This window comes from Mitsuaria chitosanitabida ATCC BAA-476 = NBRC 102408, assembly GCF_001598255.1.
Lineage (GTDB): Bacteria > Pseudomonadota > Gammaproteobacteria > Burkholderiales > Burkholderiaceae_C > Roseateles > Roseateles chitosanitabidus.
The window spans coordinates 44,084-67,507 of sequence record NZ_BCYP01000024.1 but is presented as its reverse complement, the minus strand read 5'-3'; the positions used below and the strand labels follow the sequence as shown (position 1 = coordinate 67,507).

Sequence of the window (23,424 nt, the reverse complement as noted above, 5' to 3'; positions counted from 1 at the left end):
AGCGCGGACGGCTCGGGCCGTGGCGGAGATCGCGGCATGAGGCGGATTGTCCTGTACTACGCCTGCGGGGTGTTCGCGGCAGCCCAGCTGGGCAAGTTCGCCGCGCTGTCACCGCTGATCGCGCGGGAGCTGCATCTGGGGCTGGCGGCCATGGCCGCATTGACCTCGCTGCTGGAGGTCTGCGGTGCGCTGCTGGGCGGCGTGGCGGGCCACTGGCTGCCGCGGCTGGGGCTGCGACGCGGGCTGTCGCTGGCGGTGCTGAGCCTGGCCGCCGGGTCCGCCGCCGCGGCCTTCGCGCAGGACGTGACGACGATCGCGCTGGCGCGGCTGCTGGAAAGCCTGGGCTATCTGATCGTCGTGGTCGCGGCACCGGTGCTGATCGCCCATGCGGCGCATGGCCAGCGGCAGGCCGCGGCGATGGCCTTGTGGAGCACCTTCGTGCCGGTGGGGATGGCGGTCGGCGCCTGGGCCTACGCGAACGCGGCCGGCGGCGTCGGCTGGCGGACCGCGCAGGCGCTGAGCGTCGCGGGCGGCGTGCTGCTGTGGCTGGGGCTGCGGACGCTTCCGGCCGAGCCGGAGTCGTCGGAGGACGACGAGCATCGGCACCCCGGCCGCACGGGGCTGCTGCTGTGGGCGCTGGTCGCGTCCTTCGGCGCCTATGCGATCGCGGAGGTGGGGTTGCTGGCGCTGCTGCCGAGCCTGCTCACGCAGGGCGGGATGTCGTTGGGCGCGGCCGGCAGCTGGACCGCGATGGCGGCGCTCGCGAACGTGCCGGCCAGCGCGTTCGGCGCTTGGCTGCTGCGGCGGCACGGCGCACGGTCGACGACCATCGCGGTGGCGATGGGGTGCTCGCTGCTGCTGTCGGGGCTGTGCTTCCTCGGGGTGATGCGCGATGGCGGCGCCGCGTCGATGCAGGCACCGCTGGCCGTGATGATCAACCTGTGCTCCGGGGTGTTCCCGAGCCTGGTCTTCGCGCTGCTGCCGCTGGCGGCGGGGTCGAAGGAACGGCTCTCGTTGGCCAGCGGGCGCTTGACGCAGTTCGGCGCGTCGGGCGCGCTGCTCGGTCCGCCGTTGATGGGCGCGGTGGTCGAGCAGGGCGGATGGAGCGCGGCCGGCGGGCTCAGCCTGCTGCTCTCCGTCGCGGCCGTCCCGATGGCGCTGCTGGCGTGGCGGCGGTTGCATCGGGGGCAGTAGAAGACCCTCACCCCAGCCCTCTCCCGCAAGCGGGAGAGGGAGCCTGCCTCGGCAAGCGCCGCAACGAATGAACGAACGAGCGGTCAGTCGTCCGAGGAGAAGCCGGAGGCCTGCACGATCGGGCCCCATTGCACGCGCTCGGCGGCCAGGCGACGGGCATAGTCGGCGGGCGCCATGGCGAGCGGCTCGAAGCCCAGCTTCGCCAGGCCCTCGACGACCTGCTTCTCGCGCAGCGCGACGCGGACCAGGTCCGACATCTTGTCCACGATGGCCGCGGGCGTCTTCGGCGGCAGGAACAGGCCATAGGTCTCGACGCCGATGATCCCCTTGAAGCCCTGCTCGGCGAAGGTCGGCACCTCGGGCGCGAAGCGTGAGCGTTCGTGGTCGGTCACGCCGAGGATGCGCAGCCGGCCGCCCGGCAGGTGCGGCAGGAAGTCGCCCAGGATGAAGCAGCCCGAGGCGATCTGACCGCCCATCAGGTCCTGCAGGCCCGGCGCCGCGCCGCGATACGGCACATGCGTCAGCGTGATGCCGGCGGCGCGCTTGAACTGGTCGCCGAGGAAGTGCGGCATCGCGCCGGCGGCGGGCGTCGCGTAGGCGGACTGCTCGGGATGCGCCTTCGCCCAGGCCACGAAGTCGGCCAAGGTCCTCACCGAGGCCGGCACCATCGGGCCGACACCGAATCCACAGGTCGCGTTCGCGATCGGAGACACGGCGATCGCGTCGGAGTCCGGCTTGTAGGCCAGCTTCCGATAGACATGCGGATAGATGGTGAACATCGAGGACGGACTCATCAGCAGCGTGCCGCCGTCAGGTGGCGCGTCCTTGAGCGCCGTGATCGCGAGCCGGCCGCCGGCACCGACGCGCTGCTCGACGATCACCATCTCGGCCAGCCGGCCCCGCCAGGCTTCCGCGACGCGACGCGCGCTCACGTCGACCGAGCCGCCCGCGGGGAAGCCGACCAGGATCCGCGGCGTCGCGACGGCCTGCGCCCGCGCCAAGCCGCTCGCACCGGACAGGCCGGCCACCATCCACGCACAGGCCGCTCTCCGGCCCACTCCAGTTCGGGTCATCGCTTGTCTCCTGTCGTTGTCTGTCTTGCTGACTTCCACATGGGTCGACCGACCGGTCACCACCGATCCTTCCGTCTCCTGGGTCGGCCTTCGCTACTTCGAAGGGCTCGGTTCGATCGCCGCAGCCGCGGCAGCGGCCACGATGGCCAATCGCTCCAGATCCGCCTTGAGCCGCGCGGCGTTCTCGCCCAGGCCGCTCATCAATCCCTCGTCATGCGCGCGCACGCGGCGCTCCAGCACGGTCAACTTGCGCTTGCCCTGCGCGGTCAGATGCAGGCCCCAGCTGCGCGCGTCCTCGGCATCGTCGCGACGCTCCACCCACCCGCGGCCCGTGAGCCAGTCGGTGAGGCGAAGCGCGCCGCTGCGATGCAGCCCCATCGCCTGCCCGAGCACGCCCTGCCGCATGCCGGGATTGCGACCCACCAGCACCAGCGCGGCGAATCGCTGCGGGCTGACGTCGAGCTCCGCCGTGGCCCGATGGAAGTCCAGGTAGAGCGCGTTCTGCGCGCGCCGCAGCGCGTAGCCCAGCAGCTCGTCGAGCACGCCGTAGTCGAGCCCGGGCACAGGCAGCAAGGGCGCTTCGGGCGGCTCGGGGACGATCCTGGTGGCGGCGGGACGGCTCATCGGGCTCAGCTTAGATTCTGTTGCACAGCGCAACTATCTCGCTTACCCTGCCCCGATTCGGCCGACCGCGGGCGCAAGATCCTCGGCAGCCGGACCTTCCCCTGGAGACTCCCATGCCCCTGGACATCCTGATCGCCGGCGGCGGCATCGGCGGCCTGGCCGCCGCGCTGGCGCTGCACCGCGACGGTCATCGCGTCACCGTCTGCGAAGCCACCGCCGAGCTCAAGCCGCTGGGCGTCGGCATCAACCTGCTGCCCCACGCGGTGGCGGTGCTGGACGAGCTGGGCCTGCTGCCCGCCCTGCAGGCGATGGCGGTGCCGACCTCGGCGCTGGTCTTCGCGAACCGGCATGGCCAGACCCTCTACGAGGACGTGCGCGGGCTGGCCGGCGGCTACAGCCATCCCCAGTTCAGCGTGCATCGCGGCGAGCTGCAGCTGATGCTGTGGCGCGAGGCCGTCGCGCGACTGGGCACCGAGCGCCTCCTCCTGGGCGAGCGCATCACCGGCGCGCGGCTCGATGGCGACGAGGTGATTGCCCAGCTCGCGACGCCGGACGGCCGAATGGTCGAACGCCGCGCGAGCGTGCTGATCGCGGCGGACGGCATCCACTCGGCGATCCGGCGGCAGTTCTATCCGGACGAGGGCCCGCCGCGCTGGAACGGGATGATGATGTGGCGCGGCACCTCGCTGGCCAAGCCCTTCCTCGACGGGCGGACCATGGTGCAGGCGGGCCATCGCCGCGCGAAGTTCGTGGTCTACCCGATCGCCCCCCCGCGCCCCGACGGTCTGCAGCTGATCAACTGGATCTGCGACCGGCGCCTGCGGGAGGACGGCCTGGGCGGCGGCCTCGCCGCGCCGGGCCGCGAGGACTGGAACAAGCCGGGCTCGATCGAGGATCTGCTGCCGACCTTCGGCAGCTGGCGCTTCCCCTGGCTGGACGTCCCGGGCGTGATCCGCGAGGCGACGCAGCTGCTGGAATGGCCCATGGTGGACCGCGACCCGCTGCCGCGCTGGCGCCACGGTCGCATCACGCTGCTGGGCGACGCGGCGCATCCGATGTATCCGATCGGCTCGAACGGCGCGACGCAGGCCATCCTCGACGCGACCGCGATCGCCAAAGCCTTCCGGGAAGATCGCCGCGTGGAGACGGCGCTGGCGAACTACGAGGCCGAGCGCCGCCCGATGTGCGCGCGCATCGTGGAGCTCAACCGGCAGGAAGGGCTGGACTACATCCTCGACATGGTCGAGGAACGCGCCCCCGAGGGCTTCGCACGCCTGGAGGACGTGATCGATCCGGCGGAGGTCGACGCCTTCGTCAAGCGCTACAAGGCGGCGGCCGGCCATCGGCAGACGACGGTCGCGACCTCGCCGGTGGCCGCGCCGCCGGGGTCGTCGCCGGGCTCGACCTAGCGCTCGGAACCTCGCTCCCGACATCAGTCACCCATCCGCTCCGATCCGTGTGGCTTCGGCCAACTCACGCTGATTCGAGTCAGCGACACGGCCTGCCATCCTGCGAAGAATCACCGGCTTGTTGGTTGAACGGGCTGGAGCGACGGATGGCCTACCTGCATGAAGCGCTGCGGATGACGGCGGATGAACATCTCGACCTGGAGGCGGAGCACGATGGGCTGCTGGAGCTGATCGATGGCGTGCCGCACGGCATGCGGGAGAGAGACCCGCGCTTCTTCCGGGTGCTGGTCAATCTCTCCACGGCGTTGAAGCGGCAGCTCCCGGACTCGACCTATGCGGTTCGTATCCAAGGTCAGCACGTCCGGGTGGGAAGCCACGGCGTGATCTACCCGGATGCCGTCGTCCTCGGGCCGTCGCCGGAAGGATGCACGCCTCGCCTCGTCATCGAGATCCTGTCGGCCGACGCCGACGAGGCGGAGCTCCAACGGCGCGCGGCCGCGGCGAAGCGCATTCGCAGCCTGGTCGAGTTCATCAGCGTGGACATCGAGCGCAGGTCCGTGACCGTCCACCACCGCGATGCCGCGGGTGACTGGATGGAAGTGTCGGATCCGACATCGTCGTCCCTGGACTCCCTGTCGCTCGGACTGCGCGTGCCGCTGTCAAGCGTCTTCGACGGACTCGACCGACAGGAACCACGGCTGACGCTGGACGAGTTCATCGCCTGGGATGCGGACGAGGAACTGCGGTACGAGTTCATCGGCGGTCGCATCCTCGCGATGACCGGCGCCGTCTTGGGGCACGTTCGGGTCACGATCAACCTGGCGTTCGCCATCGACCGACACCTGCGCGGCACGAGGTGTCGGTGCTACATGGCCGACGCCCGGCTGGTGGCGGAGGAAACCGGGGACGCCTTCTTTCCCGACGTCGCGATCGCCTGTTCGTCCGAGCCTGATGGCGCGCAACCGGCGATGTCGCCGCCCCTCGCGTTGATCGAGGTCCAGTCGCGTTCGACCGAGCGGCGCGACCGCAGCACCAAGCTTCATGCCTATTGCCAGATGGCCTCGCTGCAGGAATACGTGCTGGTGGACCATGCGCGCAGGCGCATGGACGTCTATCGCCGCGGGAAGGCGGACGTCTGGTCCCTCCGTCGGCACGAGGGCGATGAGGCTCTCGAACTGCGCAGCATCGATCTGTCGATTCCCTCGACCGAGATCTACCGTGACGTCGCACCCGCGACGTGAGCGTCGCCTGCGACGATCGCCGCCCTCCCCGTCCTCAACCACCGCGCCCAATCCTCCCGACCGTGCGCGCTGGCGAGCCTGGCCATCGATTCATGGTCATAGGGTACGGCGAGGTGCTCCACATGCCAGCCATCCGCGCGCCGCTCGATCACCGCGTAGCGCGCGTCCGGCGAGCCGGTCTCCGCGACGTGGTGAACGGGGTGCTCGTCATCCCAGGCCTGCAGGCCGACGCTGCCGGGATTCACCAGCCATTGCCCGCGCGCCGAGCGCAGCACCCGCGGGATGTGCGTGTGGCCGCAGCAGATCATCCGCGTCCGCTCCTGCCCCAGTCGGGAGGCCACCTCGGCGGCGCTCGCGAGCCGCAGACGCGGTCCGTCCTGGGTGTCGAGGAAGTACTCGATGTCCCGGCGCGGCGTGCCGTGGCACAGGAGAACCTCGTCGGTCAGTCGCAGCGTCCTGGGCAACGACCGCAGCCACGCGAGCTCCTCGTCCCCCAGCGTCGCCCGCGCGAAACGGTCCGATCCCGCGCCCGGCTTCAGCGGCGTGATCGCCAGCAGCTGGCGCTCGTGGTTGCCGGCGATCGTCGGCCAGCCTTGCGCCATCAGGTAACGCGCCGTCTCCAGCGGCATCAGCGGCCCGGACAGGATGTCGCCCAGGTTGACGATGCGGTCGACACCGCGGCGACGGATGTCGGCCACGACGGCCTCCAGGGCCGGCAGATTGCCGTGGATGTCGGACAGCAGGGCGATGCGCATGAGCGCCTCCGAGAAAGTCAGTCGCGATGCCCCGAGGCCGAACTGCCACCGGCTAACGGCTAACGGCTAACGGCTAACGGCTAACGGCTAACGGCTAACGGCTAACGGCTAACGGCTAACGGCTAACGGCGGGATGATCGTCGGATCCGTCCAGCCCGGCGGATCCGCTTCGACCGATCATCCGATCAACCGCCTCGCGTGGAAGGCCAGATGGTCGTCGATCACCGTCGCGATGAAGTAGTAGCCGTGGTCGTAGTCCTCGTGCCGGCGCAGCGTCAGCGGCTGGCTCACCGATGCGCATGCGGACTCGAAGGCCTCGGGATGCAATTGGTCGAGGAACTTGTCCGCCAGGCCCTGGTCGACCAGGATCCCCTGCGGATACGGCGCGGCCTTGCTCGCCTGCATCAGCGCGCTCGCGTCATGCGCGGGCCAGGCATCGCGGTCCTCGCCGAGGTAGCCGGTGAAGGCCTTCTCGCCCCAGGGACAGCGGCTGGGCGCGGTGATCGGCGCCAGTGCCGACAGCGACGCGAACGCGCCCGGATGCCGCAGCGCCAGCGTCAGCGCGCCATGCCCCCCCATCGAGTGCCCCGAGATGCCGGTCCGCGCCGCGTCCAGCCCCAGCGCGCCTTGCACCCGGGGGATCAGCTCGCGCATCAGGTAGCTCTCCATGCGCCAGTGCGTCGCCCATGGCGTCTGCGTCGCGTCCAGGTAGAAGCCCGCCGCCACGCCGAAGTCCCACGAGGCCGTCGCGCCCGGAATCGACGTCACCGCGTCGCCGCGCGCGCTGGTGTCGGGCATCAGCAGCGCCAAGCCCAGCTCCGAGGCCAGACGCTGCGCGCCGGCCTTCATCGTGAAGGTCTCCTCGGTCGCGGTCAGGCCGACCAGGAAGACCAGCAGCCCCTTCGCGCCGCCCGGCGGCACGTACAGGGCGAAGCGCATCGGCAGGCCGATCTCGGCCGACTCGTGCGTCAGGAACAGCTGCCGGCCGCCGTAACTGCCATGCTCGCCGGTCACCGTGCCCAGCGCCGTCGCGGCCTGCACTTGCTGTCGCATATCCATCAGAACTTCTCCAACTGCTCTTGATCTCAGGCCGCCGCGGCCACCGCCGCTTCCAGCGCGTCGATGAACACGGCGCCGACGTCGAATCCCGTCTGCTGCATGATTTCCTGGAAGCAGGTCGGGCTGGTGACATTGATCTCGGTCATCTTGTCGCCGATCACGTCCAGCCCCACCAGCAGCAGACCGCGCGCCGCCAGCACCGGGGCCAGCGCCTCGGCGATGCGGCGGTCCGCGTCGGTCAGCGCCTGCGCCACGCCCTTGCCACCGGCGGCCAGGTTGCCGCGCACTTCCGTGCCCTGCGGGATGCGCGCCAGCGCGAACGGCACCGGCTTGCCGCCGATCAGCAGGATGCGCTTGTCGCCCTGCGCGATCTCCGGCACGAAGCGCTGCACCATCACCGACTGCGCGCCGTCCTTGTTCAGCGTCTCGATGATGCTGCCCAGGTTCAGGGCATCGTCCTTGACGCGGAAGATGCCCATGCCGCCCATCCCGTCCAGGGGCTTGAGGATGATGTCGCGATGCTCGGCGTGGAAGGCGCGGATCGCCGCGGCGGAGCGCGTCACCAGCGTCGGCGTGATGAACTGCGGGAACTCCAGGATCGCCAGCTTCTCCGGGTGATCGCGCAGCGCCGCCGGCTTGTTGAAGACCTTGGCGCCCTCGCGCTCGGCCTGCTCCAGCAGGTGGGTCGCGTAGAAGAACTCGGAGTCGAAGGGCGGATCCTTGCGCATCAGCACCGCGTCCACGTCGGCCAGGGCCAGGTCTTGCGTGGCGCTGACGTGGTGCCAGACCTCGAGCTGGGTGCCGGCCTGGCTGGCCTTGGCCTCGTCGGTGAGGTCCAGGCGCCGCGCCGCATGCGCGGTCACGCGGCCGCCGCTGACCCACAGCAGGTCGGGCACCTCGCAGACCCAGATCTCGTGGCCGCGCCGGGCGGCCTCGCGCATCATCGCGAAGGTGGAGTCCTTGTAGGTGTTGAACGCGGTCAGCGGATCGGCGACGAACAGGAGCTTCATGGGGGACTTTCTTAGGCCGGGTCGCCGACGCGCGGCGTCGACGGTTACTTCGGGGTGCTGGAGGAAGCCCGGAAGTGTTGCACCAAAAGAGAAACCGCACCGGCGACCACCCCCCAGAACGCCGAGCCGATGCCGACCATCGTCAGCCCGGACAGCGTCACCAGGAAGGTCAGCATGGCCGCGTCGCGGTGGCGCTCGTCCTTGAGCGCCGCGGACAGGCCACCGCCGATGGTGCCCAGCAGCGCCAGCCCGGCCACCGCGGCGACCAGCTCGCGCGGGAAGGCCGTCAGCAGCCCCACCACCGCGCCGCCCGCCAGGCCCACCGCCAGGTAGAACACGCCGGCCATCGCCGAGGCGGTGTAGCGGCGCGCGGGATCCTCATGCGCCTCGCGGCCCATGCAGATGGCGGCGGTGATCGCGGCCAGGTTGAAGGCGTAGCCGCCGAAGGGCGCGAACACGACCGAGGCCAGGCCGGTCACCGCGATGCTCGCGGACACCGGCGTCTGGTAGCCCGAGGCGCGCTGCGCCGCCACGCCAGGCAGGTTCTGCGAGGCCATCGTCACCAGGAACAGCGGCAGCGCGACGCTCATCAGGGCGGTGACGGAGAACGACGGCGTCACCCACACCGGATGCGCCCAGCCCCACTCGACCGCCTCCAGGTGCAGACGGCCCTGCGCCGCGGCGACCACGATGCCGGCGACCAGCACCAGCGGCGTCGCGTAGCGCGGGATGAATCGGCGCGCGAGCACATAGATCAGCGCCATGGTGAGCACGATGGCCGGCGCCGTCCTGGTCGCGAGCACCGCGTCCAGGCCGAAGCGGGCGAGCACGCCGGCCAGCAGCGCCGAGGCGATGGCGAGCGGGATGCGGTCCATGATGCGTTCGAACCAGCGAGTGGCGCCGGCGATGAAGATCAGCGCGCCGCAGATCAGGAAGGCGCCGACGGCCTCGCCCATGGACACGCCGGAGATGCCGGCCAGCAGCGCGGCGCCGGGCGTGGACCAGGCGGTGAGGATGGGTTGGCGGGTCCAGAGCGACAGGCCCAGGCTGGTCAGCCCCATGCCCAGACCCAACGCCCAGATCCAGGAGCTGGTCTGCGCGGGCGTCGCGCCGAGCGACTGCGCCGCCTGGAACACGATGGCCACCGAGCTCGTGAAGCCCACGAGCACCGCGACGAAGCCCGCGACGGCGGACGAGAGGGACAGGTCTTGCAGCCAGCGTTTCATGGCGGCAAGCATAACGAGGGGCGTCGGCGCCGGACTTCGCGAGCGCTCAAGCGGTGCCCGCGGGGGAACGTCGATGCGCATCGATCCGGATGGCGCGTCGCGCCCGCGCGGCTAGAGTCCGCGCCGAGGGAGCAACAACCATGAACATGCGTCACATCGCCCGCGCCGCGGGGGTGATCGGCTTCGCCTGGGCCGGCATGGCCGGACCGGGCGCCCAGGCCGCCGGCATCGGCACCACCTTCGGTATTCCGCACATCATCGGCGTCGTGAAGCCCGGGGAACTCGCGGAGGTCAAGAGCGATCTGTCGGGCCACTTCGACAAGCCGCTGACCCTGCGGGTCGACCCGGCGAGCAGCCCGCTCGAGGTCATGCGCATCGGTCTGTGGCTGCGAGAACAGCAGCCCGCGATCAAGCTGCGCGCCGACTGCGTCGGCGCCTGTGCCTGGTTCATGCTCGACAGCGGCCGCAGCCTGGAGGTCGCCAAGGACGTCGTGATCGCCTTCGGCATGCTGCCGGAGATCTGGGCCAACATCGGCGAGCAGCTCGACGCCGGCGCGGTGAGCATCGACGACGCGCGATCCAGCGCCTCCGTCACCGCGTTCAAGGCCAAGATCCCGGCCACCGTCTGGGCCGCCTCGGGCGAACTGCGCCAGGCGCGCCGGAGCCAGGCCCGCGCGCCCGCCTGGATCCAGGAGTTCGTCGAAGGGTCGACCAGCTTCTGGATCACCCAGCTGACCCACGACGAGGAGCGCTTCCACTTCGAGCTCAAGTCCACGCCGCAGCGCTGCGTCTGGTGGGTGCCCGACGCGGAGGGCCTGCGGCAGCTCGGGCTGGCGGCGCCCGGCTATGCGCCCGCCACGGCAGCTCGGGCCGCGCGGGTGCTGGGCGTGTCGGAGAAGCTGATCTACGTCGGACCGGCCCTGCGCGAGCCACCGGCCACGCCGATGTGCGAGGGCGACCCGAACTTCCAGCTGAAGGTCCCCAGGACCTGAGCAGCGCAGCGCCGAGTCGCCGCGGGACCGATGCCGCGCGACGGCGGCGATCGGCGCCGCCACGCGGCGCGCGGGATCAGATCTCGACCTTCGACCCCAGCTCCACGATCCGGTTGGTCGGCAGGTGCAGGAAGTCCGCCGCGGCCGCGGCATTGCGGTGCATGCTCGCGAAGAGCTTCTCCCGCCACAGCGCCATGCCCGATCCGATGGTCGGGATCACGATGTCCCGCGACAGGAAGTAGCTGGTCTCCATCTCGTCCAGATGCACGCCGTGCGTCTCCAGCAGCTTCAGCGCGTCGGGCACGTCCGGCTCGTTCTTGAAGCCGAAGTGCAGCGTCACCTGCCAGCAGTCGTTGTCCAGGCTCTCCACGTCGACCCGCTTGTCGAAGCCGATCCACGGCACCTCGTGATGCTTGACGCTCACGAACAGGTTCTGCTGGTGCAGCACCTTGTTGTGCTTGAGGTTGTGCAGCAGCGCGTTGGGCGTCACGCCCTGCTCCGCCGCCAGGAACACGGCCGAGCCCTGCACCCGCGTCGGCGGGTTGAGGAACACCGCCTCCAGGAAGCTCTTCAGGTCGATGGCGTCCTCGCGCAGCTTGTCCGACAGCTGCCGGCGGCCCTGCTTCCAGGTCAGCATCAGCGTGAACATGCCGATGCCGATCAGCAGCGGGAACCAGCCGCCGTGCGCCACCTTCAGCAGGTTGGACGCCAGGAACGTCGCGTCGATGACGAAGAACAGCCCCGTCGCCACCACGCACAGCCACAGCGGATAGCGCCAGCCGTAGCGGATCACGAAGAAGGTCATCACCGTGGTGATGGTCATGTCGATGGTCACCGCCACGCCGTAGGCGCCGGCCAGCTTGCTCGACGAGCCGAAGAAGGCCACCGCCACCACGACGAAGACGAACAGTCCCCAGTTCACGAAGGGCACGTAGATCTGGCCGATGTCGCGCACCGAGGTGTGGATGATCCGCATGCGCGGCAGCAGCCCCAGCTGCACCGCCTGCTTGGTCACCGAGAAGGCCGCCGTGATCAGCGCCTGCGAGGCCACGATGGCCGCCAGCGTCGCCAGGCAGAACAGCGGGATCTGCGCCCATGGCGGGGCGATCAGGAAGAAGGGGTTCTTGATGGCCTCCGGGCGGTCCAGCAGCAGCGCGCCCTGGCCGAAGTAGTTCAGCACCAGCGCCGGCATCACGAAGCCGTACCAGGCGATGCGGATCGGCTTCTTGCCGAAGTGGCCCAGGTCCGCGTACAGCGCCTCGCCGCCCGTCACCACCAGCACCACCGCGCCCAGCGCGACGAAGGCGACCCAGCCGTACTGGACGCAGAACTGGATCGCGTAGATCGGGTTGATGGCCTGCAACACATGCGGGTTGCGCAGGATCTGCGGGATGCCCAGCAGCGCCAGCGAGGTGAACCACACCAGCATCACCGGCCCGAAGGCCTTGCCCACGCCGCTCGTCCCGAAGCGCTGGACCGCGAACAGCCCCGCCAGCACCAGCAGGGTCACCGGGACGATGGCGTCGTCGTACTGCGGGAAGTAGACGTCGATGCCCTCGACGGCGCCCAGCACCGTCATCGCCGGCGTGATCACGGCGTCCCCGAAGAAGATGGCCGTGCCGAACAGGCCCACCATCATGAGACCGCGCCGCAGCGGCGGCTTGCCGCGCACGGCCGTCGTGGCCAGCGCCAGCATCGCGATCAGGCCGCCCTCGCCGTTGTTGTCCGCGCGCAGGATCAGCAGCACGTATTTCAGCGAGACGATGATCGTCATCGTCCAGAACAGCAGCGACAGCACGCCCAGCACGTTGTCGTGGTTCATCGGCACGTGGCCGCCGTGGAAGACTTCCTTCAGCGCGTAGAGCGGGCTGGTGCCGATGTCGCCGTAGACGACGCCGAGCGCGCCGATGGTCAGGCCGGCCAGGGCCGCGGGGGAACGGGCCGCGTTGTGTGAACTCACGAAAAGCGCGGGCGGTCGCGAGGCGGCCGCCGGAAGTCGAAAGCGCGTATTGTCTGCCCTTCGTTGTGCAGTGCGTCAACCGGCTTTCCCGGCGCTCCCGCCAATGCGGGGACGGGCTTGACGCCGGCCCGCCGTTGCGCTTGGGCGGCTGCCGCCCCCAATGAAGAAAGGGCCGGCCCCCTTGCGGAGACCGGCCCTTCGAGGGTCCCGGTGGGCCCGGCGCCGCGCGAGGCGGCACCGGACGTCGGTTCAGCCGATCACTGGAACTGGTAGTTCGCGTTCAGCGAGAAGCGACGGCCCAGCACGCCTTGCGCGCCCGAGTCGTAGTAGTTGAAGACCATCGGGATGCCGTTGGAACGGTCGTAGTCGTTGAAGACGTTCATCACGCTGGCCGACAGGGTCAGGCCCTTGAAGCCGCTGTAGGCGACACCCAGGTCGATCGTCTTGTCCTTGCCCACGCGGCAACGGTCCATGCCGCTCAGGAAGGCGCGCTGCGCCGCGGTCAGCGAGTTGCAGATCGTGCTGGCCAGCGGGTCGGCATGGTTGAAGCGGACCCAGGCGCGGGCCAGGTCGGTCGTCCACTTGAAGGTCGCGCTGGCGCGGGTCTTCGAGATGTCCGACGTCGTGGTGCCCACCTGGCGCTGCACGTCCTGGCCCTTGACCACGACCTGGTCGTAGCGGGCGGTGTAGGTGCCGTTCACGTTCAGGCTGAACTTGCCGATGCTGGTGGCCGGGAAGCGCAGGTTGAAGTCGTAGTCCAGACCGGAGGTCTTGGTCCACTCGTTGTTCCCGTACTGGCGGACCAGCATGATGATCGGGCCGCTGTTGGCCACGCCCGGGAGCCAGGTCTCGGGGTTGGGGTCACGCACGATCTGGGCACCGTTGGCCGCCGGGTTGGCGTTGTAGGTGTCCATGATGTCCACGCCGCGCTGCGAGCGGATCTCGTTCTTGCGGTGGAAGTACCAGGCGTCCAGGGCCAGGTCCGCGTACTTCGTCGGCGTGAAGATCATGCCGAAGGTGAACGAGTTCGACTTCTCGGGCTTCAGGTCCGGGTTGGCGCTGATGACCGTGGCCAGGCTGCCCGGGTTGGTGGTGCCCGACGGCACGGCGGAGAAGCCCAGCACGTTGCAGTCGCGGTTGTTGGCGACCGGCGCCTTGCTGACCGGGGCGTTCGGGTTGCTCGAGTCGCAACGCAGCGAGTCGAACACGCGGCGTTCCTGGAAGTTGTGGAACGACAGGTTGAACGAGTTGCCGATCTGCGAGATCGCCGGGGCGCGGAAGCCGGTGGCGGCCGTGCCGCGGAACACCATCAGCGACGGCAGCGCGGTCCACTTGAAGCCGGTCTTGCCGGTCGTGCTGGCGCCGAAGTCGTTGGAGTGCTCGTAGCGCAGGGCGGCTTGCAGCTCCAGCTGCTTGACCACCGGCAGGCTCAGTTCCGAGAACGCGGCGTAGGACTTGCGGGTGCCCGAGGCCGGGTTGGCCACCAGACCGATGTAGTCGCCGGTGCCGTAGACGTCGTCCGGCACCGCGCTCAGGTCTTCCTTGCGCAGTTCCGTGCCGATGGCGATGGCCGCGTTGCCGCCGGGCAGCTTGAACAGCTCACGGCTGCCGCGCAGGTCCCAGGACAGCAGCTTCGATTCGCCGCGGTTGTAGGCGGTCGACGAGACGCTGGCGATGCCTTCGGCCGTGTTGGGCTTGCCGAAGTGGTAGGTGTTGTTGGCGATCGCGGCCTTCAGCAGCGAGCTGCGCACGCGGCCTTCCTGGAAGCGCTCGTTCTCGTTCTTGCTGAACAGGATCGCGCTGTCGAAGTCCCAGCCGTAGGCCGTGCCTTCCAGGCCGGCGGTCAGGCGCGTGGAACGCAGGATGTTGATGTCGCCGGTGGGCAGGTCCTCGAAGCGGTAGATCAGCTGGATCGGCTGCGAGTTGGCGGTGCCCGTGGTCGGGTTGTCCGGGTGGCCGGCCGGCAGGATGATGGCGTCCTGGCGCAGCAGCGTGCCGTCCAGCTTGCCCCAGCTGACCGCGGTGCGGTTGCCGCTCGTGACCAGCGACGTGGTCATCGCGTAAGGCACGCGCTTCTCGTTCGTCTTGGTCTTCGAGAACATGACGTCCGCGTAGGCGGTCAGGTTGTCGTTGATCGCATACGTGCCGCGCACCATGCCGCTCTGGCGGTCCTGGGCCGCGATGATCTCGTCGGCATCGTCCAGGTTGAAGCGGCACATGCCGGTGGGCAGCGAGCCGGTCGTCGAGGCCAGGCCGGCCGGACGGTTGGGCACGCCCTTGCCGACGGTGCGCTCGTCCGGGCAGCCCGACAGGGTGCCCAGGTAGTTCGCGCCCGACAGGCTGTTGTTGCCGACGGTGTAGCCGCCGATGGTGGTCGACCCCGACAGGCTGGCCGGCAGCTTGTAGTAGTTGCCGTAGAACGACGCGGACGAGTCCGGCGTGAAGCGCGCCAGCGAGCCGTTGGACGTCAGGTACTGGTTCTGCAGGGCCAGGTTGCCGCGGTCCTTCAGCTCGTTGGCCATCACGTTGTCGCGCTTGGACACTTCCAGGCCGCCGAAGACGTTGAAGCGCTGCGTGTCCAGGTTGCCGAAGCCGAAGGTGACGGAGCCGCTCTTGGTCGCGCCCACGCCCTTGTCGTTGGCGCTGTACGAGGCGCTGGCCTCGACACCCTTGTAGTCCTTGCGCAGGATGTAGTTGATGACGCCGGCCATGGCGTCGGAGCCGTACTGGGCCGAGGCGCCGTCCTTCAGGATGTCGATGCGCTCGATCGCTTCCTTGGGGATGGTGTTGACGTTGACCATCGTGCCGCGACCGAAGTTCACGTCCACGGCGGCGACCGGCGCCGTGCGGCGGCCGTTGATCAGGATCAGGGTGCCCTGCGAGCCGAAGCCGCGCAGCGAGATGGTCGAGATGCCGCCGACGAAGCCGGAGGCCGCGCCGTCACCGATCGAACCCAGGTCGACGGCGGAATTCGCACGCAGCAGCTCTTCGACGTTCGCATAACCGGAGTTACGGATCTCTTCACGCGAGATACTTTGGACGACGGACGGCGTCTCCTTGTCCGTGCGCTTGATCAGCGAACCGGTGATCTCCACGCGCTCGAGCTTCTTCGAATCTTCGGCGGGAGCGGCTTGCTGCGCCTGGGCGTGACCGATGGCGGCGATGGCGGCAACAGCGGCCCAGCACAGACGGTGCGGGCTGAAAGAGGGACGACGAACCATGTTGGAAATCACTCCTGTGACAAATCTCTGGGGAGGCTTGGGTATCGAGGCTGATGCATAGACACCAGCCGATACCAGTCACGGTAAAGATGTGTTTCCGACCCGTTATGAAGCTTTGTGATCCTTGTATGAACCTTTGGTTATGAATGCGTTATCGACCTCCCCAGAGGGCGCCGAACATTTCGTGATGCGGCGGATGAGTCTTCGCCATGCACGGGTGCTTTTGGCCCTTCACGACACGGGCAACGTCAGTCAGGCCGCGGATCTGCTCCATGTGAGCCAGCCCGCGGTGAGCAAGACGCTGGCCGAGTTGGAGCAAGGCCTAGGACAAACCCTGTTCCTGCGGCGTGGACGCAACATGCAGGCCACGCCGGTGGGTCGGCGCCTGCTGGAACTGGCCCGGAAGCTGGATGCCGACCTGCAACGCGCGGCCGGCGACGTGGCCGCGCTGGTGCGCGGCGCGTCGGGCGAACTGCGGATCGGCGCCACCAACGCGGCGCTGACCAAGCTGCTCCCGCAGGCCATCACGGTGATGAAGCTCGAGCATCCGCATGTGACGCTGAGCGTGCGCACGCACGCGCTGCGCTCGCTGTTCGGCGAGCTGCAGGCGGGCACGCTGGACCTGATCGTGGCCCGCGCGATGCCGCAGGACGAGCCGCTGGGCGTGGTGCGCCATCCGCTGGCCGCCCAGCCCGAGGTGCTGACCATGAGCGCCCACCACCCGCTGGCGCGCACGCCGCGGCTGGGTTGGGAGGTGCTGGGCGTTCAGCGCTGGATCTGGCACCTGCCGGGCACCCGCACGCGGATGCTGATGGACCGCTTCTGGGAACAGATGGGCCTGCCGGCCCCGACCGACCTGATCGAGAGCGGCGACGCGATGCTGTCCGTCAGCCTGATGCGCGAGATGCCGCTGGTGGCGGTGATGCCGCACGACCTGGCCATGGCCGCGGCCAAGCGCGGCACGGTGGTGATCCTGCCGCACGTCGTGGACCTGGGGCTGGGCCCGACCTCGGCCTGGCATCTGCCCGACGCCCAGGGCGAGGCGCTGGAGCGCTTCGTCCAGGTGCTGGGCGAGGTCGCCCGGTCCGAGGACATCCAGATCGGCTGAGGCCGGCGCCACCGGCCTCCCGGCCGGACCTGCCGCACCGGGAACGGCGGCGGATCCAGCCGCCGTCGCTCAGGCGTAGTCCTCGGCGTCCGGGTCCGTGGTCTCCAGCTCGTAGCTGGCCGCGAGCATGGCCAGCCGGCCGATCACGCCGTACATGTAGAAGCGGTTGGGCGCGCTGGCGCCCGGCTTCTCGCCCGGGGCGGGCAGGTGCGAGGAGTGCGCGAAGGCCAGCGGCACGAAGCTGGAGCCCGGCGCGTTGAGGTTCTCGTCCTCGGCCCGGTCCGCGTGCACGCGGTAGAAGCCGCCCACCACGTAGCGGTCCATCATGTAGACGACCGGCTCGGCCACCGCCTCGTGGATGCGCTCGTGCGTGGCGACGCCTTCCTGCACCAGCACCCGCGACAGCGCCGGCACGCCTTCCAGCTTGGCCAGCTTGTCGCGCGCCTTGATGGCCAGCGCGTCCAGATCCTTGGCGTCGCGGATGGTCATGACGCCCAGGCCGTGCGTGCCGGCGTCCGGCTTGACGACGACGAAGGGCTTCTCCTGGATGCCGTATTCCTTGTACTTGCGGCGCGTGCGGGTCAGCGTGGCGTCGACCTGCGCCTGCAGCGCGTCCAGCCCCTGGCCGGTGCTGAAGTCCAGCCCGTCCACCGCCACCGAGTGCGGATAGATCAGCCACGGGTCCATGCCCAGCAGCTTGGCGAACTTCTTGGCCACCTCCTCATAGGCGCGGAAGTGCTGGCTCTTGCGGCGCTGCGCCCAGCCGGCGTGCAGCGGGGGGAGCAGGTACTGCTCGTGCAGGTGCTTGAGCTGATCCGGGATGCCGGCCGACAGGTCGTCGTTCAGCAGGATGGTGCAGGGGTCGAAATCCTTCAGGCCCAGCCGCGAGCGGTTGCGCACCAGCGGCTCCAGCGTCAGCGACGTGGCGTCGGGCAGGTTCAGCGTGGTGGGCTCCTTGACCGACTCGTCCCAGGTACCCAGCCGCACGTTCAGGCCGGCCATCGAGAAGATGCGCACCAGCGTCGACAGATTCGAGAGATAGAAGCTACCGCGGTTCTTCGCTTCCGGGACCAGCAGCAGGTTCTTGGCCTCGGGGCAGATCTTCTCGATCGCCGCCATGGCCGCCTGCACCGCCAGCGGCAGCATCTCGGGCGTCAGGTTGTTGAAGCCGCCCGGGAACAGGTTGGTGTCGACGGGCGCCAGCTTGAAGCCGGCGTTGCGCAGGTCCACCGAGCTGTAGAACGGGGGCGTGTGCTCCATCCACTCGAGCCGGAACCAGCGCTCGATCGCCGGCATGGACTCGAGCACGCGCTGCTCCAGTTCATTGATGGGCCCGGTCAGGGCGGTGATGAGGTGAGGGACCATGATGAGCGACGCCTGGACAGCCTGGGAGGGGCGGGTCTTCTGATTCTAGGCACGCGCACATTGGGGTCTTCTCCCACATCTCAAGGGGTCCCGCACGGGGTGCCGTACCCTCCCCCGCCGGGCGTGCGAATGACGAAGACGTCCCCGGGCGCCATCTCCACCTGGCCGATGTGGCCCAGCGTCTCGATCCGGCCGTCGGCCCGCTCGACGAGGTTCTCCCCCACCGCCCCCGCCTGCCCGCCGGCCATGCCGAAGGCGCCGGCCGTGCGGCCGTTGCTGAGGATGGAGGCCGTCATCGGCGTCAGGAACCGGATGCGGCGCTCGCCGCCCTCCCCGCCCTGCCAGCGCCCCGCGCCGGCCGAGCCCTGACGAATGGCATACCCGTCCAGCCGCACCGGGAAGCGGAACTCCAGCACCTCCGGATCGGTCAGCCGCGAGTTGGTCATGTGGGTCTGCACGACCGAGGTCCCGTCGAAGCCCGGCCCCGCGCCGGAGCCGCCGGAAATGGTCTCGTAGTACTGGTGGGTCGCGTCGCCGAAGGTGAAGTTGTTCATCGTGCAGGGCCCGGCCGCCATCACCCCGAGCGCCCCGTAGAGCGCGTTGGTCACGCACTGCGAGGTCTCGACGTTGCCCGCCACCACCGCCGCCGGATGGCGCGGATTGAGCATGCAGCCCTCGGGCACGATCACGTCGATGGGCTTGAGGCAGCCCGCGTTCAGCGGGATCGCGTCGTCCACCAGCGTGCGGAACACGTAGAGCACCGCCGCCATCGTGATCGACTTGGGCGCGTTGAAGTTGTTGGGCTGCTGCGCGCTGGTGCCGCAGAAGTCCACCGTGGCGCGGCGATTCGCCGCGTCCACCCGCACCGCCACCTGGATGCGCGCGCCGTTGTCCAGCGGCAGCGTGAACGCGCCGTCCTTCAGCACCGAGATCACGCGCCGCACCGACTCCTCGGCGTTGTCCTGCACGTGGCGCATGTAGGCCTCGACCGTCGCGCGGCCGAACTGCGCCACCATCGCGCGCAGCTCCTGCACGCCCTTCTCGTTGGCGGCGACCTGGGCGCGCAGGTCGGCCAGGTTCTGCGCCGGATTGCGGCTGGGGTATGGGCCGCCGGTCAGCAGCGCGTGGAGCTCGGCCTCGCGCAGCCGGCCCTGCTCGACCAGCTTGAAGTTGTCGATCAGCACGCCCTCCTCGGTGATGTCCTTGGAGAACGGCGGCATCGAGCCCGGCGTGATGCCTCCGATGTCGGCGTGGTGGCCGCGGCTGGCGACGAAGAAGCCCGGCGCGGCGTCCGGCCCCGCGTCCGCCTCCAGGAACACCGGCGTGACCACGGTGATGTCGGGCAGATGGGTGCCGCCGTGGTACGGGTCGTTGAGCACGTAGACGTCGCCCGGCCGCATGCCCGGGTTGCGATCGATCACCGAGCGGATGGACTCGCTCATCGAGCCCAGGTGCACCGGCATGTGCGGCGCGTTGGCGATCAGCTGACCCTCGCGGTCGAAGAGCGCGCAGCTGAAGTCCAGCCGCTCCTTGATGTTGACCGAGTAGGCCGTGTTCTGGAGCCGCAGCCCCATCTGCTCGGCAATGTTCATGAAGAGGTTGTTGAAGACCTCCAGCACCACCGGATCGGCTTCGGTGCCCAGCGCGTGGCCGCGCACGCGCTCGCGGACGCGTGTCAGCAGCAGGTCCCCGTTGCCCTGGAGCTCGGCGCGCCAGCCGGCGTCCACGACCGTGGTGGCGTTGCGCTCGGCCACGATGGCCGGGCCGTCGATGCGGGCGCCGGGGCGCAGCTGCTCGCGCTGGTGCAACGAGGCCTCGCGCCAGCCGGCGGGCTGCTCGTCGGCCAGGCAGTACATGCGCACGCGGGCCAGCGGCTCGGGCGCATGGGCGCTGGCGATGCCGGCGTCGGCCGAGGCATCCAGCGCCGCGCCCGCGGCCAGGCATTCCACCGAGACCGCCTCCACGATCAGCGCCCGGTCCGGCATCAGGAAGGCGAAGCGCTGGCGGTAGGCGGCCTCGAAGGCCTCGCGCATCGCGGCGATGGCGGACGTGGCCGGCTCGTGCAGCGGCAGCAGGCAGGTCAGCGCGGTGTCGGTCCCTTGATAGCGCAGCTGCGCGCGGGCGACAGTGCGCAGCGCCTGCGCCTCCACGCCCTGCTCGACCAGTTCGCCCGAGGCCTGCGCGCCCAGCGCCTCGGCCGCCTCGCGCGCCGCTTGCAGGCCGGCGGCGTCCAGCGGTCGCTCGATCGAGGCCTCACGCATCGCGGTCTGGTCGGCCAGCCCCATGCCGTAGGCGCTGAGCACGCCGGCGAAGGGGTGGGCCAGGATGCGCGTCATGCCCAGCGCGTCCGCGACCAGGCAGGCCGCCTGGCCGCCCGCGCCGCCAAAGCACTGCAGCGTGTAGCCGGTGACGTCGTAGCCGCGCGCGACCGAGATCCGCTTGATCGCGTTGGCCATCGCGCCGACGGCGATCTGCAGCGCGCCGGCCGCGACCTCCTCGGCGCTGGTGGCCTTGCCCGCCGCCGACATCTGATCGGCCAGCGCGGCGAAGCGCTGCTTCACCACCTCGCCGTCCAGCGGCTGATCGGCGCCCGGACCGAAGACACGCGGGAAGTGGTCCGGCTGGATGCGGCCCAGCATCACGTTGGCATCGGTGGTGGCGAGCGGACCGCCGCGGCGGTAGCTCGCCGGGCCCGGATTCGCGCCGGCCGAGGCCGGCCCCACGCGCAGCCGCGCGCCGTCGAAGGCGATCACCGAGCCGCCGCCCGCCGCCACCGTGTGGATGCTCATCATCGGCGCGCGCATGCGCACGCCGGCGACCTCGGTGTCGAAGGCGCGTTCGAACTCGCCGGCGAAGTGGCTGACGTCGGTCGAGGTGCCGCCCATGTCGAAGCCGATGACCTTGTCGTGGCCGGCCGCCTGCGCCGTGCGCACCATGCCGACGATGCCGCCGGCCGGTCCGCTCAGGATCGCGTCCTTGCCCTGGAAGCGGCGCGCCTCGGTCAGGCCGCCGGAGCTCTGCATGAAGAACAGCCGCACGCCGGGCATCTCACCCGCGACCTGGTCGACGTAGCGACGCAGGATGGGGCTGAGGTAGGCATCGACCACGGTGGTGTCGCCGCGCGGGATCAGCTTCATCAGCGGGCTGACCTCGTGCGACACCGAGATCTGCGTGAAGCCCACCGCCTCGGCCAGCCGCTTGGCGGCCAGCTCGTGCGCGGGCGCGCGCCAGCCGTGCAGGAAGACGATGGCGCAGGCGCGCAGGCCGGCGTCGAAGGCCGACTGCAACTCGGCGCGGAGCGCGGACTCGTCCAGCGGCTCCAGTTCGACGCCTTGCGCGTCGACGCGCTCGTTCGCCTCGATCACGCGCTCGTAGAGCAGCTCGGGCAGCTGGATGTGGCGCTCGAAGAGCTTGGGCCGGGCCTGCGTCGCGATGCGCAGCGCGTCGCGGAAGCCGCGTGTGGTCACCAGCAGCGTGCGGTCGCCGCGGCGCTCCAGCAGCGCGTTGGTCGCGACCGTCGTGCCCATCTTCACGCAGTCGACGCGGTCGGCGGTGATGGGCTCGCCGGGCTTCAGGTCGAGCAGGCGCCGGATGCCCTCGACCGCGGCGTCGCGGTAGTGCTCGGGGTTCTCGGAGAGCAGCTTGAGCGTGCGCAGCGTGCCGTCCGGCGCGCGGCCCACCAGGTCGGTGAAGGTGCCGCCGCGGTCGATCCAGAACTGCCAGCGATCGGGGACAGGAGTGGCTTGCATCGTGAGGTCCAGAAGTCGTTGAAGCATCAATGGCGTCGAGCGCGGGGGACGCGTCGGGGCGCGATGACGGGGTGAAGCGCGATGAGGTCGTGGGAGAGGACGTGAGGAAGGCCGGGGACGATCAGGCCGCGGCGGGGGCCAGTTCACGGCCCCGAGTTTCGGGCAAGGCGAGTGCCGCGATGACCACCAGCCCGTAGCACAGCGCCGCCATCCAGCCCAGGGTCTGTCCCAGCGGATGCGTGGTGCTGAAGTGGCCGATCAGCGCGGGGCACGCGGCGCCCAGCGCCCGGCCGATGTTGTAGCAAAAGCCCTGGCCGGAGCCGCGCACGTCGCTGGGGAAGAGCTCGGAGAGGAAGGCGCCCATGCCGGAGAAGATGCCCGACAGGAAGAAGCCCAGCGGGAAGCCCAGCACCAGCATCAGGCCGTCGGTGATGGGCATCTGCGTGTAGGCCAGCACCAGCACGCCGCCCATGACGGCGAAGAGGATGAAGCAGCGGCGCCGGCCGATCGCGTCGCACAGCCAGGCGCTGGTCAGGTAGCCGGCAAAGGAGCCCGCGATCAGCACCAGCAGGTAGCCGCTGGTGCCCAGCACCGAGAGCTGGCGCTCGGTCTTGAGGAAGGTGGGCAGCCAGGTCGTGACCGAGTAGTACGCGCCCTGCATGCCGGTGGCCAGCAGGCTGGCGAGCACCGTGTTGCGCAGCAGCTCTGGGGAGAAGATGCGCAGGAAGTTGCCGCGCTCGCCCCGGGCCTGGGCACGCGCCTGCTCGGCGAGGAACACGGCCGGCTCGCCCAGGTTGCGGCGGATGTAGAGGATCAGCAGCGCGGGCAGGATGCCGATCCAGAACAGCACCTTCCACGCCGTCTCCGGAGGCAGCACCGAGTACAGCCCCCAGAACGCGAGCGCCGACGCCGCCCAGCCGATCGCCCAGCTGCTCTGCACCAGGCCGGCCGCCTTGCCGCGGTGCCTGGCGCTGATGGTCTCGGCGATCAGGACCGAGCCCACCGCCCATTCGCCGCCCATGCCGAAGCCCTGCATCGCGCGGGTGAAGAACAGCTGCTCGAAGGAGCTGGTGAAGCCGCTCAGGAAGGTGAAGATCGCGAACCAGAGCACCGTCCACTGAAGCACCCGCACGCGGCCGAAGCGGTCGGACAGCACGCCCGCCGCCCAGCCGCCGATCGCGGAGGTCAGCAGCGCGCCGGTGGCGATGGCGCCCGCTTGGCCCTTGCTCATGCCCCAGGCCGCGATCAGCGTCGGGATGAGGAAGGTGTAGATCATGTAGTCGAAGCCGTCGACGGCATAGCCGGCGAAGGTCGCGGTCAGCGTGCGCCGCTCGGCGGGCGTGGTGTCTCGGAGCCACATGGTGTCAGCGTCTTTCTTGTCGTGCCGGGGGGAGGTCCGGCGTGGGGACGGAGACGGCCGCCGTCATTGCTTGCCCTG

The 23,424-nt window shown here is 69.9% G+C and carries 16 protein-coding genes; 5 read left to right on the top strand and 11 right to left on the bottom strand.

Annotation, left to right across the window (positions count from 1 at the left end; genetic code table 11):
- Positions 1–36: 36 nt before the first annotated feature.
- A complete protein-coding gene (locus tag MCHT01_RS16045) occupies positions 37–1,194 on the top strand; it encodes an MFS transporter (protein WP_067066375.1) in 1,158 nt (385 codons plus the stop codon).
- 83 nt (positions 1,195–1,277) lie between these two features.
- Here the strand turns inward: MCHT01_RS16045 and MCHT01_RS16040 are convergent, their stop codons facing one another.
- Together MCHT01_RS16040 and MCHT01_RS16035 are read right to left on the bottom strand one after the other, a co-directional pair.
- Complete coding sequence (locus MCHT01_RS16040) at positions 1,278–2,267, bottom strand: Bug family tripartite tricarboxylate transporter substrate binding protein (protein WP_067066374.1); 990 nt, start codon at positions 2,265–2,267, stop codon at positions 1,278–1,280.
- A gap of 93 nt (positions 2,268–2,360) precedes the next feature.
- On the bottom strand, positions 2,361–2,891 hold the full coding sequence (locus MCHT01_RS16035) for a MarR family winged helix-turn-helix transcriptional regulator (protein WP_067066372.1): 531 nt from the start codon (positions 2,889–2,891) through the stop codon (positions 2,361–2,363).
- Positions 2,892–3,004: 113 nt separating this feature from the next.
- Here MCHT01_RS16035 and MCHT01_RS16030 point away from each other — a divergent pair, with 113 nt between their 5' ends.
- Both MCHT01_RS16030 and MCHT01_RS16025 read left to right on the top strand, forming a co-directional pair.
- The gene (locus MCHT01_RS16030) at positions 3,005–4,300 is read left to right on the top strand and encodes a flavin-dependent oxidoreductase (RefSeq protein WP_067066370.1); all 1,296 of its coding nucleotides are present in this window, start codon (positions 3,005–3,007) and stop codon (positions 4,298–4,300) included.
- Between the two features lie 146 nt (positions 4,301–4,446).
- The gene (locus MCHT01_RS16025; protein WP_067066369.1) at positions 4,447–5,541 is read left to right on the top strand and encodes a Uma2 family endonuclease; all 1,095 of its coding nucleotides are present in this window, start codon (positions 4,447–4,449) and stop codon (positions 5,539–5,541) included.
- On the opposite strand, the gene MCHT01_RS16020 is transcribed toward MCHT01_RS16025, so the two are convergent.
- The 4 genes from MCHT01_RS16020 to MCHT01_RS16005 all read right to left on the bottom strand — a co-directional run bounded on the left by MCHT01_RS16020 (position 5,514) and on the right by MCHT01_RS16005 (position 9,591).
- Positions 5,514–6,296, bottom strand: a complete 783-nt coding sequence (locus MCHT01_RS16020; RefSeq protein WP_067066367.1) for a metallophosphoesterase family protein — start codon at positions 6,294–6,296, stop codon at positions 5,514–5,516. The two genes, MCHT01_RS16025 and MCHT01_RS16020, sit on opposite strands and share 28 nt — an antisense overlap.
- Positions 6,297–6,473: 177 nt before the next feature.
- On the bottom strand, positions 6,474–7,355 hold the full coding sequence (gene fghA, locus MCHT01_RS16015) for an S-formylglutathione hydrolase (RefSeq protein ID WP_439956172.1): 882 nt from the start codon (positions 7,353–7,355) through the stop codon (positions 6,474–6,476).
- Between the two features lie 26 nt (positions 7,356–7,381).
- Positions 7,382–8,365 carry a glutathione synthase gene (gshB, locus tag MCHT01_RS16010; RefSeq protein WP_067066364.1) on the bottom strand — a complete coding sequence of 328 codons (984 nt, stop codon included), beginning with the start codon at positions 8,363–8,365 and terminating at the stop codon, positions 7,382–7,384.
- A gap of 44 nt (positions 8,366–8,409) precedes the next feature.
- Positions 8,410–9,591, bottom strand: a complete 1,182-nt coding sequence (locus MCHT01_RS16005) for a benzoate/H(+) symporter BenE family transporter (protein WP_148661562.1) — start codon at positions 9,589–9,591, stop codon at positions 8,410–8,412.
- A gap of 140 nt (positions 9,592–9,731) precedes the next feature.
- On the opposite strand from MCHT01_RS16005, the gene MCHT01_RS16000 reads away from it, so the two are divergent.
- Positions 9,732–10,583 carry a hypothetical protein gene (locus MCHT01_RS16000; RefSeq protein ID WP_067066360.1) on the top strand — a complete coding sequence of 284 codons (852 nt, stop codon included), beginning with the start codon at positions 9,732–9,734 and terminating at the stop codon, positions 10,581–10,583.
- Positions 10,584–10,659: 76 nt separating this feature from the next.
- Here MCHT01_RS16000 and MCHT01_RS15995 read toward each other — a convergent pair whose 3' ends face one another.
- Positions 10,660–12,543, bottom strand: a complete 1,884-nt coding sequence (locus MCHT01_RS15995; RefSeq protein WP_067066358.1) for a potassium transporter Kup — start codon at positions 12,541–12,543, stop codon at positions 10,660–10,662.
- 257 nt (positions 12,544–12,800) lie between these two features.
- A complete protein-coding gene (locus MCHT01_RS15990) occupies positions 12,801–15,764 on the bottom strand; it encodes a TonB-dependent receptor domain-containing protein (RefSeq protein WP_067066357.1) in 2,964 nt (987 codons plus the stop codon).
- A gap of 142 nt (positions 15,765–15,906) precedes the next feature.
- On the opposite strand from MCHT01_RS15990, the gene MCHT01_RS15985 reads away from it, so the two are divergent.
- Positions 15,907–16,872 carry a LysR substrate-binding domain-containing protein gene (locus MCHT01_RS15985; protein ID WP_084452776.1) on the top strand — a complete coding sequence of 322 codons (966 nt, stop codon included), beginning with the start codon at positions 15,907–15,909 and terminating at the stop codon, positions 16,870–16,872.
- A 69-nt stretch (positions 16,873–16,941) separates the two neighbouring features.
- Here MCHT01_RS15985 and gshA read toward each other — a convergent pair whose 3' ends face one another.
- The 3 genes from gshA to MCHT01_RS15970 all read right to left on the bottom strand — a co-directional run bounded on the left by gshA (position 16,942) and on the right by MCHT01_RS15970 (position 23,346).
- Positions 16,942–18,237, bottom strand: coding sequence for a glutamate--cysteine ligase (gshA, locus tag MCHT01_RS15980; protein WP_067066353.1), 1,296 nt, complete (start codon positions 18,235–18,237; stop codon positions 16,942–16,944).
- Between the two features lie 80 nt (positions 18,238–18,317).
- Positions 18,318–21,986 carry a hydantoinase B/oxoprolinase family protein gene (locus MCHT01_RS15975; protein WP_084452775.1) on the bottom strand — a complete coding sequence of 1,223 codons (3,669 nt, stop codon included), beginning with the start codon at positions 21,984–21,986 and terminating at the stop codon, positions 18,318–18,320.
- Between the two features lie 121 nt (positions 21,987–22,107).
- Positions 22,108–23,346 (bottom strand): MFS transporter, encoded by a 1,239-nt coding sequence (locus MCHT01_RS15970; RefSeq protein ID WP_067066349.1) that lies wholly within the window; start codon positions 23,344–23,346, stop codon positions 22,108–22,110.
- Positions 23,347–23,424: the final 78 nt, after the last annotated feature.

What these genes read in the sequence shown, in the direction of transcription:
- MCHT01_RS16045 (WP_067066375.1), top strand. Translation starts at nt 37, where the DNA reads ATGAGGCGGATTGTCCTGTACTACGCCTGCGGGGTGTTCGCGGCAGCC.
- MCHT01_RS16040 (WP_067066374.1), bottom strand. Translation starts at nt 2,267, where the DNA reads ATGACCCGAACTGGAGTGGGCCGGAGAGCGGCCTGTGCGTGGATGGTG.
- MCHT01_RS16035 (WP_067066372.1), bottom strand. Translation starts at nt 2,891, where the DNA reads ATGAGCCGTCCCGCCGCCACCAGGATCGTCCCCGAGCCGCCCGAAGCG.
- MCHT01_RS16030 (WP_067066370.1), top strand. Translation starts at nt 3,005, where the DNA reads ATGCCCCTGGACATCCTGATCGCCGGCGGCGGCATCGGCGGCCTGGCC.
- MCHT01_RS16025 (WP_067066369.1), top strand. Translation starts at nt 4,447, where the DNA reads ATGGCCTACCTGCATGAAGCGCTGCGGATGACGGCGGATGAACATCTC.
- MCHT01_RS16020 (WP_067066367.1), bottom strand. Translation starts at nt 6,296, where the DNA reads ATGCGCATCGCCCTGCTGTCCGACATCCACGGCAATCTGCCGGCCCTG.
- fghA (WP_439956172.1), bottom strand. Translation starts at nt 7,355, where the DNA reads ATGGATATGCGACAGCAAGTGCAGGCCGCGACGGCGCTGGGCACGGTG.
- gshB (WP_067066364.1), bottom strand. Translation starts at nt 8,365, where the DNA reads ATGAAGCTCCTGTTCGTCGCCGATCCGCTGACCGCGTTCAACACCTAC.
- MCHT01_RS16005 (WP_148661562.1), bottom strand. Translation starts at nt 9,591, where the DNA reads ATGAAACGCTGGCTGCAAGACCTGTCCCTCTCGTCCGCCGTCGCGGGC.
- MCHT01_RS16000 (WP_067066360.1), top strand. Translation starts at nt 9,732, where the DNA reads ATGAACATGCGTCACATCGCCCGCGCCGCGGGGGTGATCGGCTTCGCC.
- MCHT01_RS15990 (WP_067066357.1), bottom strand. Translation starts at nt 15,764, where the DNA reads ATGGTTCGTCGTCCCTCTTTCAGCCCGCACCGTCTGTGCTGGGCCGCT.
- MCHT01_RS15985 (WP_084452776.1), top strand. Translation starts at nt 15,907, where the DNA reads ATGAATGCGTTATCGACCTCCCCAGAGGGCGCCGAACATTTCGTGATG.
- gshA (WP_067066353.1), bottom strand. Translation starts at nt 18,237, where the DNA reads ATGGTCCCTCACCTCATCACCGCCCTGACCGGGCCCATCAATGAACTG.
- MCHT01_RS15975 (WP_084452775.1), bottom strand. Translation starts at nt 21,986, where the DNA reads ATGCAAGCCACTCCTGTCCCCGATCGCTGGCAGTTCTGGATCGACCGC.
- MCHT01_RS15970 (WP_067066349.1), bottom strand. Translation starts at nt 23,346, where the DNA reads ATGTGGCTCCGAGACACCACGCCCGCCGAGCGGCGCACGCTGACCGCG.